The organism is Dickeya poaceiphila, assembly GCF_007858975.2.
Classification (GTDB): domain Bacteria; phylum Pseudomonadota; class Gammaproteobacteria; order Enterobacterales; family Enterobacteriaceae; genus Dickeya; species Dickeya poaceiphila.
This window is the reverse complement of record NZ_CP042220.2, coordinates 904,916-918,286: the sequence shown is the minus strand read 5'-3', so window position 1 is coordinate 918,286 and position 13,371 is coordinate 904,916. Positions and strand designations below refer to the sequence as shown.

Annotated in this window: 9 protein-coding genes; 3 read left to right on the top strand and 6 right to left on the bottom strand. The window is 54.1% G+C overall.

The features are described from left to right. Positions 1 to 375 precede the first annotated feature (375 nt). Entirely contained in the window at positions 376 to 744 is a 369-nt protein-coding gene (gene queD, locus Dpoa569_RS04030) for a 6-carboxytetrahydropterin synthase QueD (protein ID WP_042872470.1), read from the top strand. A 43-nt stretch (positions 745 to 787) separates the two neighbouring features. Here queD and queE read toward each other — a convergent pair whose 3' ends face one another. Then, a complete protein-coding gene (gene queE, locus Dpoa569_RS04025; RefSeq protein WP_042872472.1) occupies positions 788 to 1,459 on the bottom strand; it encodes a 7-carboxy-7-deazaguanine synthase QueE in 672 nt (223 codons plus the stop codon). 177 nt (positions 1,460 to 1,636) lie between these two features. Between queE and Dpoa569_RS04020 the strand changes: the two genes are divergently transcribed. Continuing rightward, a complete protein-coding gene (locus tag Dpoa569_RS04020) occupies positions 1,637 to 2,611 on the top strand; it encodes an MBL fold metallo-hydrolase (protein WP_042872474.1) in 975 nt (324 codons plus the stop codon). 177 nt (positions 2,612 to 2,788) lie between these two features. On the opposite strand, the gene eno is transcribed toward Dpoa569_RS04020, so the two are convergent. From eno to rlmD, 5 genes are all read right to left on the bottom strand, one after another. Beyond that, positions 2,789 to 4,090, bottom strand: a complete 1,302-nt coding sequence (gene eno, locus Dpoa569_RS04015; RefSeq protein ID WP_042872476.1) for a phosphopyruvate hydratase — start codon at positions 4,088 to 4,090, stop codon at positions 2,789 to 2,791. A gap of 98 nt (positions 4,091 to 4,188) precedes the next feature. After that, positions 4,189 to 5,826: a glutamine hydrolyzing CTP synthase gene (pyrG, locus tag Dpoa569_RS04010; protein ID WP_042872479.1), complete on the bottom strand. Its 1,638-nt coding sequence runs from the start codon at positions 5,824 to 5,826 to the stop codon at positions 4,189 to 4,191. A 226-nt stretch (positions 5,827 to 6,052) separates the two neighbouring features. Beyond that, the gene (gene mazG / locus Dpoa569_RS04005; protein ID WP_173023991.1) at positions 6,053 to 6,850 is read right to left on the bottom strand and encodes a nucleoside triphosphate pyrophosphohydrolase; all 798 of its coding nucleotides are present in this window, start codon (positions 6,848 to 6,850) and stop codon (positions 6,053 to 6,055) included. Positions 6,851 to 6,944: 94 nt separating this feature from the next. After that, entirely contained in the window at positions 6,945 to 9,182 is a 2,238-nt protein-coding gene (gene relA, locus Dpoa569_RS04000; RefSeq protein WP_042872482.1) for a GTP diphosphokinase, read from the bottom strand. A 9-nt stretch (positions 9,183 to 9,191) separates the two neighbouring features. After that, a complete protein-coding gene (rlmD, locus tag Dpoa569_RS03995) occupies positions 9,192 to 10,526 on the bottom strand; it encodes a 23S rRNA (uracil(1939)-C(5))-methyltransferase RlmD (protein WP_042872483.1) in 1,335 nt (444 codons plus the stop codon). A 60-nt stretch (positions 10,527 to 10,586) separates the two neighbouring features. Here rlmD and barA point away from each other — a divergent pair, with 60 nt between their 5' ends. Continuing rightward, a complete protein-coding gene (gene barA / locus Dpoa569_RS03990) occupies positions 10,587 to 13,346 on the top strand; it encodes a two-component sensor histidine kinase BarA (protein WP_042872485.1) in 2,760 nt (919 codons plus the stop codon). Positions 13,347 to 13,371 lie beyond the last annotated feature (25 nt).

The window sequence follows — 13,371 nt, the reverse complement described above, 5'->3', positions numbered from 1 at the left end:
TTACTCAGGTAAGTGATTCGGGTGAACGAGCGCAGCCAGCGCACCTGCAACTTGAAGTATGACGGGTATAGATGGATATAAGGTAACCATCCCTATCTTAACAATTAAAGACATGATGGACATATTTAATAGCCAAAACGACTAAATGTTTTTTTTGATAATACTTATTGTTTTAAGTGTTATCGAATGCAATGTAGAACATTGATTAGGTGATCATTTCTCTACTCAACTTGATTCCGGTTAATCAGCGCTGCCCACACCAACGTTTGCTTCTGAGACGGATAGCAAAAGCGGTTTGGGTTGTCAGGAAACGTGCGTCACCCCCCACTTTCCGGTAGTATGCGACGGTTTTTCGTATGACATGAGAGCATCACCATGCCCACCACACTGTTTAAAGACTTCCAGTTTGAAGCCGCGCACCGGCTTCCCCACGTGCCGGACGGCCATAAATGTGGCCGCCTGCATGGTCATTCGTTCATGGTTCGTCTGGAAATTACCGGTGAGATCGATCCTTATACCGGCTGGGTGATGGACTTCGCTGAGCTGAAAGCCGCGTTCAAACCCACTTGGGAACGGCTGGATCATCACTACCTTAACGATATTCCTGGACTGGAAAACCCCACCAGTGAAGTACTGGCGCGTTGGATCTGGCAGCAACTCAAACCGACACTGCCGCTGTTGAGCACGGTAACCGTCAAGGAAACCTGCACCGCTGGCTGCGTCTACCGCGGTGAGGACAACTGAACAGCGGCCTGCGCCGCTATGAGATGAACGCGTCGTCAGGCAATCAGGCAATATTGAGGTATTTGTGGGTCTGCATCGATAAGCGCCAGTTGCGGGCGATGCAGGTTTCAATACACAGCCGGGTGGCATCGTCCTTCTGGCTTATCGGTTGTAAAGCCACAACCCGCGATTTATCGTCATCCAACCGTGCCAGTAAGGCATCCAGCGCCTCGATATCCCGCTCACGCGCCACCGGATGCTTGATTTCATCCGCACGCTGCAACGCCTGATCCAACACCACCAAACCGCCGCGCATATTCACTTTGGGGGAAACCGTCACCCAGCAGCGGGATGAACAACGCACCTCATGGGTGCCGCTGGTTTCAATTTGGGTGCTGAATCCCTGCTGTTCGAGCGCCTGCGTCAGCGCAGTGAGATCATGGATACAAGGCTCACCGCCGGTAATCACCACGTGTCTGGCGCTGTACCCTTGTAAACTCATCTGCTGCAATAATTCCTCAATGCTGGCACTGCACCAGGCATCGCTTTCCCCGTTTTTCACCAAAACTTCTGTCAGCGATATCTGCCGCTCCGATAGCATGTCCCAGGTATGTTTGGTATCGCACCAACTGCACCCCACCGGGCAGCCCTGTAAACGGAGAAACACCGCCGGGACGCCGGTAAAAAAACCCTCGCCCTGCAAGGTCTGGAATATTTCGTTAATCGGGTAACGCATTATGATTGATTATTCCTTCTAGCCAAACCGCCATTATCGCCGATAGTGGATGTCATGCCAAACCGACGGGTACGATAGCAAAAAAGAACACTCGCTGAATATTTGTGCCCGCGCCGCTCACGGTTAATAATCAACAAGCCATACAACCATAACTCAATTCAAATAAGGAAATGTGAGATGACGTTCTTAAAACCCGTTGCTGTTTTCTGTTTGTCATTATCTCTGGCCCCGGCGTTTGCCCATGCTGAAGCTGTCGCACAGGTCAAAACTCAGCCCGGCTATTATCGCCTCATGGTCGGGCAGTATGAAGTGACCGCACTGTCCGACGGCACCAATACGATGCCGATGGACAAGCTGCTCACCCGTACCCCACGGGAGAAAATTATCAGCCTGCTGGATGCCAGCTACCTGAAGCCACAGGTGGAAACGTCGATTAATGCGTTTCTGATCAACACCGGCAACAACCTGATTCTGGTCGATAGCGGCACTGGCGCGCTGGGCGGTAAAACCACCGGCAAGACGCTGACCAACCTGAAAGCGGCTGGATACAAACCGGAGCAGGTCGATACCGTACTGATCACGCATCTGCACGCCGATCATTTCGGTGGGCTGGTCAGCAACGGCCAGTTGGTTTATCCCAACGCCACGATTTACGTGAATCAGAAAGACACCGACTTCTGGCTGAGTCCAGACAATCTGAAAAAAGCGCCGCAAGACAAAAAAGCCGGGTTTGAACGGGTGCAGGAAGTCTTCCGCCATATCCGCGAAGCGGGCAAACTGAAGACCTTTACCGATCACCAGTCGCTACCGGCCAGTATTACCGCGGTGCCTACGCCAGGCCATACTCCTGGACATACCGCTTTTCTGGTAAACAGCAATGGTCAGAAAATCCTGTTGTGGGGTGACATCGTGCACGCCGAAGCGGTGCAAATGCCGCTGCCGGACACCGCTATCGCGTTTGACTCCGACAGTGATCAGGCTGTTCGCACCCGCGATGCGTTGCTGAAAGAAACAGTGAAACAAGGGTACTGGGTAGCGGGTGCACACCTGCCGTTCCCCGGTATCGGTCACGTCGCGCTACAACACGACGCCAGCGGCAAAACCAACGGCTATCGCTGGTTACCGGTCAATTACAGCCTGTCCGGGTTGTGAGAATGGGTCAGGAAGCTACAGGCGATTCGTACATCAAGTGATTCAGCCACGTCCGAATCCCGCACGGTAGAGTACCGCTCTACGCCCCACCCAACAGGCAAAAAAAATCCGGAAGCGAGAACGCTTCCGGATAGCAGAGGTGATTTCCGGCGAGTCAACTCACCGGGTGGCAGGCGATTAAGCCTGACCTTTCACTTCTTTCAGACCATTGAACGGTGCAGCGTCGCCCAGTGCTTCTTCGATACGAATCAGCTGGTTGTACTTAGCAACACGGTCAGAACGGCTCATAGAACCGGTTTTGATCTGGCCAGCCGCAGTACCTACCGCCAGGTCAGCGATGGTGGCATCTTCGGTTTCACCGGAACGGTGAGAAATAACGGCAGTGTAGCCCGCGTCTTTCGCCATCTTGATAGCTGCCAGCGTTTCAGTCAGAGAACCGATCTGGTTGAACTTGATCAGGATAGAGTTGGCGATGCCTTTCTCGATACCTTCTTTCAGGATCTTGGTATTGGTTACGAACAGGTCGTCACCCACCAGCTGGATTTTGTTGCCCAGCACGTTGGTCTGGTAAGCAAAACCATCCCAGTCAGATTCGTCCAGACCGTCTTCGATAGACACGATCGGGAACTCTTTGGTCAGACCTTCCAGGTAGTGAGTGAACTCTTGAGAAGTGAAGGTTTTGCCTTCGCCTTTCAGCTCGTAGTTACCGGTTTCTTTGTTGAAGAATTCGGAAGCCGCACAGTCCATCGCCAGAGTAACGTCTTTACCCAGTACATAACCGGCGTTTTTCACCGCTTCAGCGATAACCGCCAGCGCGTCGGCGTTGGAACCCAGGTTCGGCGCGTAGCCGCCTTCGTCGCCTACAGCGGTGTTCATGCCTTTGGCTTTCAGTACTTTTGCCAGGTGATGGAACACTTCAGAACCCATACGGATGGCTTCTTTAACGGTTTTAGCGCCAACCGGCTGAATCATGAATTCCTGAATATCGACGTTGTTGTCGGCGTGCTCACCACCGTTAATGATGTTCATCATCGGCAGCGGCATGGAGTATTTGCCTGGGGTGCCGTTCAGCTCAGCGATGTGGGCATACAGCGGCAGACCTTTTGACGCCGCAGCCGCTTTAGCGTTAGCCAGAGAAACCGCCAGAATGGCGTTGGCGCCGAAGTTGGATTTATTCTCAGTACCGTCGAGATCGATCATGATCTTGTCGATAGCAGCCTGATCCTTAGCGTCTTTACCCAGAATAGCCTGTGCAATCGGACCGTTTACCGCAGCAACGGCTTTGGTGACGCCTTTGCCCAGGAAACGGGACTTGTCGCCATCACGCAGTTCCAGCGCTTCGCGGGAACCGGTGGATGCGCCTGACGGTGCAGCAGCCAAACCAACGAAACCGCCTTCCAGATGAACTTCTGCTTCAACGGTCGGGTTTCCGCGTGAGTCGATGATTTCACGGCCAATGACTTTAACGATTTTGGACATCAGATTTTCCTCTAGTCACAAGTTTAACTAAAACCTCAGACAGCAACGCGCGATCACAGGACCGCGCGTTGCTGCAAAACTCCGGCACCGGTAAGACCTTACTTCACCTGACGTTTCTGGTACGCCCCAGCGGCTTTCACGAAGCCGGCGAACAGCGGGTGCCCGTCGCGTGGCGTGGAGGTGAATTCCGGATGGAACTGACAGGCCACAAACCACGGATGATCAGGGAATTCGATAATCTCTACCAGCTTGCGATCAGCGGAAACACCAGCAACACGTAATCCCGCCGCCTCAATCTGTTTCAATAACATATTGTTGACTTCATAACGGTGACGATGACGTTCAATGATCGTCGGTTCACCGTACATCTGACGCACCAGGCTGCCTTCAGTCAGATGGCACTGCTGCCCGCCTACGCGCATGGTACCGCCAAGATCGCTCTCTTCGCTGCGCACCTCGACGTTACCGTCGGCATCACGCCATTCGGTAATCAGCGCGACCACCGGGTACTTACAGTCTGGCACAAACTCGGTAGAGTTGGCGCCTTCCATACCGGCGACATGACGAGCGAACTCCATCAGCGCTACCTGCATCCCCAGACAGATGCCGAGGTACGGGATGTTGTTCTCGCGGGCATAGCGCACCGCCATGATTTTCCCTTCCACCCCGCGGTAGCCAAACCCACCCGGCACCAGAATCGCGTCCAACCCTTTCAGCACATCGACGCCGCGTGTTTCTACATCCTGCGAATCAATGAGCTTGATATTAACCGTCAAACGGTTTTTCAGACCACCGTGCTTCAGCGCTTCAATCACTGATTTGTAAGCATCCGGCAATTCTACATACTTGCCGACCATGCCGATGGTCACTTCGCCGCCTGGATTGGCCTCTTCATAAATAACCTGTTCCCATTCTGACAGGTTTGCTTCCGGGCAATTCAAGCTGAATCGTTTACAAATATAATCATCAAGCCCCTGAGATTTCAATAGCGCTGGAATTTTATAAATGGAATCAATGTCCTTAAGCGAGATAACGGCTTTTTCCGGCACGTTGCAGAATAGCGCAATTTTTGCGCGTTCGTTAGCCGGCACCGTGCGGTCGGAACGGCAGATCAACACATCAGGCTGGATACCGATAGACAGCAGTTCTTTCACCGAGTGCTGGGTCGGCTTGGTTTTCACTTCGCCTGCCGCCGCCATGTAAGGCACCAGCGTCAGATGCATGAACAGGGTGTGTTCGCGGCCCACTTCCACCGCCATCTGCCGAATCGCTTCAAGGAACGGCAGCGACTCAATGTCGCCAACCGTACCGCCGATTTCCACCAGCACCACGTCATGGCCTTCACCGCCTTCGATAATACGTTCTTTAATAGCATTGGTGATGTGTGGAATAACCTGAATAGTCGCACCCAGATAGTCGCCCCGGCGCTCCTTGCGCAGAACGTCAGAGTAAATGCGTCCGGTGGTAAAGTTATTGCGGCGCGTCATCTTTGTACGAATAAAGCGCTCATAGTGACCCAAGTCGAGATCGGTTTCGGCGCCATCTTCGGTAACGAATACTTCACCGTGCTGTGTCGGGCTCATCGTGCCCGGATCCACATTGATATACGGGTCCAGTTTCATGATGGTCACGTTGAGGCCACGGGCTTCGAGAATAGCCGCGAGGGAGGCTGCGGCAATGCCTTTACCCAGAGAGGATACGACCCCGCCGGTCACAAAAATATAATTAGTTGTCATGCTGAACCTGAAAGTTTAGGTTTAAGGACGATGGAAAGACCAAGACGGGAAAGTAGTATACCCGAACCTGGGAGACGCCACAAATGATCGTTTTCACCTTTGTGACGTTGACAGGCTCCGGCTCATCAGGTGTCTCCCGCCTGAGCGGGAGACGATATTCTGTTTTTAAATTATAAAGATAGTTATAAAAACCGCATAAAATCACGATTTCATTCAGAAAATATGTTTAGTGCTTTTTTTCTGATGCTTTTACCTGTTGCCAGGCGGCTTCCATCTCTTCAAGCGTAGCGTCGTTCAGGGTTTTGCCTTGCGCAGCAATCCGTTGCTCCACTTGTTGGAAACGGCGGGTAAACTTGCGGTTTGCCTGCTGCAACGCCGTTTCCGCTTTATGCCCCAGATGACGCGACAGATTGACCGCAGCAAACAGCATATCGCCGATCTCCTCGCCCAGTTTTTCCGGGTCGATCACCGCCTGCTGTGCTTCGGCCATCACCTCGTCGATCTCTTCATACAGCTTATCCACCACCGGACCAAGCGTAGTCCAGTCGAAACCGACCGCGGCACAGCGCTGCTGGATTTTATGCGCCTGCATCAGCGCAGGCAGCGCCTGCGGAATATCATCCAGTTGCGAATGGCGATCTTTTTCTGCCCGCTCCTGCGCCTTGGTCTGCTCCCAGTTAGCCAGCACCGCCGCACTATCAGACAAGGTAACATCGCCAAAAATATGCGGATGACGGCGCTCCAGCTTGTCGCTGATGGCATTACACACATCAGAGAAATCAAACAGCCCTTGCTCTTGCGCCATACGGGCATAAAACACCACCTGAAACAACAGGTCGCCCAGTTCACTACGCAGGTCTTCAAAATCCTTACGGCTGATGGCGTCGAGTACCTCGTAGGTTTCTTCCAGCGTGTAAGGGGCGATGGTGTCAAACGTCTGTTCGCGATCCCACGGGCAACCGGTTTGCGGGTCACGCAGTTGCTGCATGATGTGGAGTAACCGTTCGATTGCGGATGAATTCATAATAATCCTGCTAATGACATGGCAAAGGCGGGGCCAGCCCGCCTTACGGTGGTAACAACAATGGTGATAACAACAATGGTGGTCACAACATCAATCAATTGCCCTGCAAGCGCCGGGCGTCAATCACATCCGGCAGTTGATTGAGCTTAGCCAGCACCCGGCCCAACACCTGCAGGTTGTAGATTTCGATGTCCATGTCGATGGTAGCGAGTTGCTGTTTCACGTCGCTGCGGCTGGATACTCCCAACACATTGACCTTTTCGTTGGCCAGAATGGTGGTGATATCACGCAGCAGGCCGCTGCGGTCATTGGCGGTAACGCGCACTACCAGCGAGTAGCCGCTGGAGTAGCTTTCACCCCATACCGCTTCGACAATCCGCTCCGGCGCGTGACTGCGCAGGTCATCAAGCTGTTCGCAATCGGCACGGTGAATAGAAATGCCGCGCCCACGGGTGATGAAACCGATGATGTCATCCCCCGGAATCGGCTGACAGCAACGCGCGATGTGATGCATCAGGTTGCCAACCCCTTCTACCACCACCCGGCCATTGTCTTTGGCGCTGACGCGCTGAGCCGGCTGCTGAGACTTTTGCGTCAACTGGCGCAGTGCTTCACGATCCTGCTCTTCCGCACTCGGCTGATTCACCTTCGACTGCAGGAAGTTCACTAACTGATTGAGACGGATATCGCCGCCGCCAATGCCCGCCAGCAATTCATCCATCGAGTTGATGTTGTAACGCGGCAACAGCAGTTTTTCCGCCATCTTCAGGCTCACGCCGAGATGCGCCAGTTCATCATCCAGAATCTGTTTGCCCGCCAGAATATTCTTGTCCCTGTCCTGCTTGCGGAACCAGTTGTGGATTTTTGACCGCCCGCGGCTGGTAGTGATATAGCCCAGATTAGGGTTCAGCCAGTCACGGCTGGGGTTCGGCTGCTTCTGGGTGATGACCTCGATCTGGTCGCCCATCTGCAACTGATAGGTAAAGGGTACGATACGTCCGCCCACTTTGGCGCCGATACAACGGTGGCCAATATCGCTGTGGATGTGATAAGCAAAATCCAGCGGCGTGGAGCCAGTCGGCAAATCCACCACATCGCCCTTAGGCGTAAACACGTAGACGCGGTCGTCGAATACCTGACTGCGTACTTCGTCGAGCATTTCGTCCGAGTCGGCCATTTCCTCCTGCCAGGCCAGCAATTTGCGCAGCCAGGCGATACGCTCTTCGTAACCGGAACGCCCGCTGGTGGCGGCACCTTCCTTGTATTTCCAGTGTGCGGCAACGCCAAGTTCTGCATCTTCATGCATCTGCCGGGTACGAATCTGAATTTCCAGCGTTTTGCCGCCCGGTCCCAACACCACGGTGTGAATCGACTGATAACCATTGGGTTTGGGGTTGGCGACATAGTCGTCGAATTCATCCGGCAAGTGACGATAGTGGGTATGCACAATCCCAAGCGCAGCGTAGCAATCCTGCAACCGATCCACCACGATGCGTACCGCCCGTACGTCGAACAATTCATCGAACGACAGCGATTTTTTCTGCATCTTGCGCCAGATGCTGTAAATATGCTTGGGACGGCCATAGACATCGGCTTTAAGCCCCTCGGCTGCCATCGAGGTGCGCAGGTTTTTAACGAAGTCGTCAATGTACTGCTCACGGTCGATACGCCGTTCATGCAGTAGTTTGGCGATGCGCTTGTACTCATCCGGGTGCAGATAACGGAAGCAAAAATCTTCCAGCTCCCACTTCAGCTGGCCGATGCCCAGCCGGTTAGCCAGCGGCGCATAGATATTGGTACACTCTTTAGCCGCCAGTACGCGCTCCTCTTCCGGCGCGTCTTTCACTTCGCGCAGGTGGGCGATACGCTCAGCGAGCTTTATCACCACGCAGCGAAAGTCTTCCACCATCGCCAGCAGCATACGGCGGATATTGTCCACCTGTTCAGACGCCATCGAGTCGTGCTGAGTGGCTTTAAGCTGGCGAATCGCATCCATATCGCGCACGCCATGCACCAGATTGACGATATTTTTGCCGAAGGTTTCCCGCAGCGTATCCTCATCAACCACATTAGCGTTCGCCAGCGGGAACAGCATCGCCGCGCGCATACTGTCGTTATCCATACTCAGGGTAGAGAGGATTTCCACCATCTCAATGCCGCGCCACAACAGCAGCATCGCATCCGGGTGGCCTTGCGTTTTTTCTTCGCAGTAGCGCCAGGTATCGACGAGGCGTTCGCACGATGTTTTACTGGCGATACCCAGTGAGGCAATCCACGCGTCCGGCACGAACTTGCCTTCGGTATTCAAATGCGCACTTCTTACCGCAACCATAATTTCTCCCTACTTTACCGAGCCATCGGAACCAAGCAAAAACAGTGCCATTGACTCAAGATGTCCGGTATGTGGAAACATATCCAACATGGTCAGCCGTTCCAGACGATACCCGGCGGCCATCAACACCTTGCTATCCCTCGCCAGGGTGGTGGGGTTACAGGATATATACACCACCCGCCGGGGAGCCAGTTTCACAATCTGCGGCATCACACCCGGTGCGCCGGCACGCGCCGGATCAAGTAATACTTTATCAAATCCCATTGATGCCCACGGTTGCCGGGTGACGTCCTCTTCGAGGTTATGATGATAAAATGTGACCTGGGTCAACCCGTTACGCCGGGCATTCTCCTGCCCTTTATCCACCAGCGCCGCCACGCCTTCAACGCCGACCACATTGCCAGCACGCTGCGCCAGCGGCAGGGTAAAGTTGCCCATGCCACAGAATAGATCGAGAACCCTGTCCTGCGGCTGCACGTCCAGCCAGGTTAACGCCTGCTCCACCATCCGCTGATTGATCTCGTCATTAACCTGGATAAAATCCCGTGGGCTGAACGCCAGCGATAACCCGGCAACACGATACGACGGCAGGTCGCCGTGCAGGCATTCCAGCGCATCAGCGTCTGATGCTGCAAACAGCGCCACGCCGTGCAATGCGGCAAACGCTGTCAGCGCCTGTCGGTCGGCGTCACGCAACGGTTCCAGATGGCGCAAAATGACCACTGGTCCTTGCTCGGCTAGCACCAGTTCGACGTGTCCGAGCCGCCGTACGGCCTGCAATTGCCCAAGGCAATCGCGCAAAGGCGCTATCAGCGCCTCCAGTTCCGGTCGCAGAATCGGACAGGCGCTGATGTCCACCAAATCGTGCGATCCTGCCTGCCGATAGCCCAGCTGTAATCGGCGCGTTTTTGCCTGATAGTATAATGCAAGGCGCGCGCGACGGCGGTAGCCATAAGCCGAGCCATCGATAATCGCGGGTTCCGGCACGGTTTCGCCGGTTTCCCGCGTCATCAGGTGTTTCAGCGCGGCGGCTTTGCTGCGATGCTGTAATGGCTGGCTGGCGTGTTGCTGTTGGCAACCGCCGCACACGGAAAAATGGGGGCAGCGCGGCACCACGCGCTCTTCACTGGTCGTCAGCAAGCGTCGCAGTCTGGCATGGGCAAACTGGCGTTTCTCTTGCGTCAACTGCACGTCGGCCTGCTCACCTGGCAACACGCCGGGAATGAATACCGTTTTCCCTTGATGACGGGCGACGCCTTGTCCGAATAGGTCCAGATCATTCACCGTCACGGTAAGGGTTTGCCGGGTCGTCACGCGCCGGTTTGGAGAGTAGAATTGCGCCATAAGTGTGCTGTCATTGATTTAATGGAATAGTCGACTTTAATTGTCCCACATTGGAACCCCATGACCAAATACAGTCTGCGCGCACGTATGATGATACTGATTCTGGCCCCAACGATGCTGATCGGGCTGCTGCTCAGTAGTTTTTTCGTCATCCACCGCTATAACCAGTTGCAGGAACAGTTGGCCGACGCCGGTGCCAGCATCATTAAACCGCTGGCTATCAACAGTGCCTACGCCTTGACCCAGCGCCAGCCGGATTCGCTACGCCAATTGGTCAACATTCTGCATCGTCATCATTCCGGTATTGTGCGTACCATCAGCGTATTTGATGCTCGCAACCAACTGATTATCACCAGCAATCCCAACAACCCCGATGGTCATTTGTTGCAGATAGCACCGGGCAATCCACTGCCCACTACGCTACGGCTACAAGACGAGGGAGAGCGGCTGGTGTTGCAGATGCCAATCGAAAACGAAGGCACGCTCACCACCAATACCCTGGTCAGCCGACAGGCGCCGATGGGTTATGTGGCGGTTGAACTGGATTTGACCACTATTCGGTTGCAGCAATACCGGGAAATGTTCATGGCGGCGATACTGTTGCTGTGTTGTATGGGAGTAGCGATGCTGCTGGCTTATCGCCTGATGCGCGATGTGACAATCCCCATCCGCAACATGGTGGAAACGGTGGACCGCATCCGTCGCGGCCAACTGGACAGCCGGGTGGAAGGCCATATGCTGGGCGAGCTGGATATGCTGAAAAACGGCATCAACTCGATGGCGATGTCGCTCACCGCTTATCACGAGGAGATGCAGCAAAACATCGATCAGGCGACGTATGACCTGCGCGAAACGTTGGAACAGATGGAGATCCAGAACGTCGAGTTGGATCTGGCTAAAAAGCGGGCGCAGGAAGCCGCACGCATCAAATCCGAGTTTCTGGCCAATATGTCCCACGAACTGCGCACGCCGCTTAACGGCGTCATTGGTTTCACCCGCCAGACGCTGAAAACCCAACTGACGACCACTCAGAAAGATTATCTGCAAACCATTGAGCGTTCCGCCAATAATCTGCTCAACATCATCAATGACGTGCTGGACTTTTCCAAACTGGAGGCAGGGAAACTGGTGCTGGAGAATATCCCGTTCTCTTTGCACAACACGCTGGATGAAGTGATTATGCTGCTGGCGCATACCGCCCACGAAAAAGGGCTGGAACTGACGCTGAACATTCAAAACGACGTGCCGGAACAGTTCGTCGGCGATCCGCTACGTTTGCAGCAAATCATTACTAACCTGCTGGGTAACGCGATTAAATTTACCGAGCAGGGCAACATTGATATCCGCATCGAAAAACGCAAACAAGAAAACCTGCAGGTGCTGCTGGAAATCCAGATTAAAGATACCGGCATTGGTATCGCCGAAGCGCAACAGACCCAACTGTTTCAAGCGTTCCGTCAGGCAGATACCAGTATTTCACGCCAACACGGCGGCACCGGTCTGGGGCTGGTGATTACCCAGCGGCTGGTGCGGGAAATGGGCGGGGATATCAGTTTCCACAGTAAGCTGAATCAGGGCACGACGTTCTGGTGCACCCTTACCCTGCAGTTGAATCCGCATGTACTGGAACCTGACTATCCTTTTGAAGGCTTGCGGGGCAAACAACTGGCCTACGTGGAAATCAACCCGGCGGCGGCACAGGCGACGCTGGATATTCTGGTGCATACGCCGCTCACCGTCAGCTACAGCCCGACGCCGGAGCAGTTACCGGAACGCACCTTCGATATCCTGCTAATCGGCGTACCGCTTCACTACCGCAATACCTTGCTGGATTTCACACCGTTGATTCGTGACTTCTGCCGTCTGGCATCCTGTGTGATTCTGGCGCTGCCCAGCATGGCAGAGATGGAAGCGGAACAGTTAAAAGCGCTCGGCATCCATGCCAGCCTGAGCAAACCCATCACTGCACCGCGGCTGTTGTCGATGCTGCAAGATAACAATTTGTTCAGTCAGGACGATGACGAACTTACGCCGTCACCCGTCGTATCGCTTGATCGTTTACCACTTAGCGTGATGGCGGTAGACGATAATCCGGCCAATCTGAAGTTAATTGGCACCCTGCTGGAAGAACAGGTCGAGAACATCATCTTGTGTGAGAGTGGCGCTGATGCCATCGCTCGTGCGCAGGAAACCCAGTTGGATATCATCCTGATGGATATTCAAATGCCCGGCATGGACGGCCTGCAAGCCAGCGAGCATATTCGCCGGTTGCCGCAACATGCGCACACCCCCATCGTGGCGGTGACCGCGCATACCATGAATGGCGAACGGGAAATCCTGCTGCAATCAGGTATGGATGATTACTTGGCCAAACCGATTGACGAACAGATGCTGCGTCAGACGCTGCTCAACCATACCGGTAAATCACAATGTGAATTGCCCGAATTACCGCCTGCCATCATCGCGCACTCACCGTTATCACTGGATTGGGACCTGGCGCTACGGCAAGCTGCCAGCAAACCGGATCTGGCGCGCGACCTGCTGGTGATGTTGCTGGATTTTCTGCCGGATGTGCGCCAGCAGGTCAATGCGGTGCTGGCTGGTAATACGCCGGACAATCTGATCGACATCATTCACAAACTGCATGGCAGTTGCAGCTACAGCGGCGTACCGCGCCTCAAACAGATTTGTCATTATCTCGAACAATCGCTGCGTAAAGGTTTGCCAGTTGAAGAGCTGGAACCGGAATGGCTGGAATTGCTGGATGAAATAGCGAATGTGGAAAAGGCGGCGCGCAAACAGCTGGAAACGTCACTCTGAAGTTTCAAAACATAAACCTAAAATT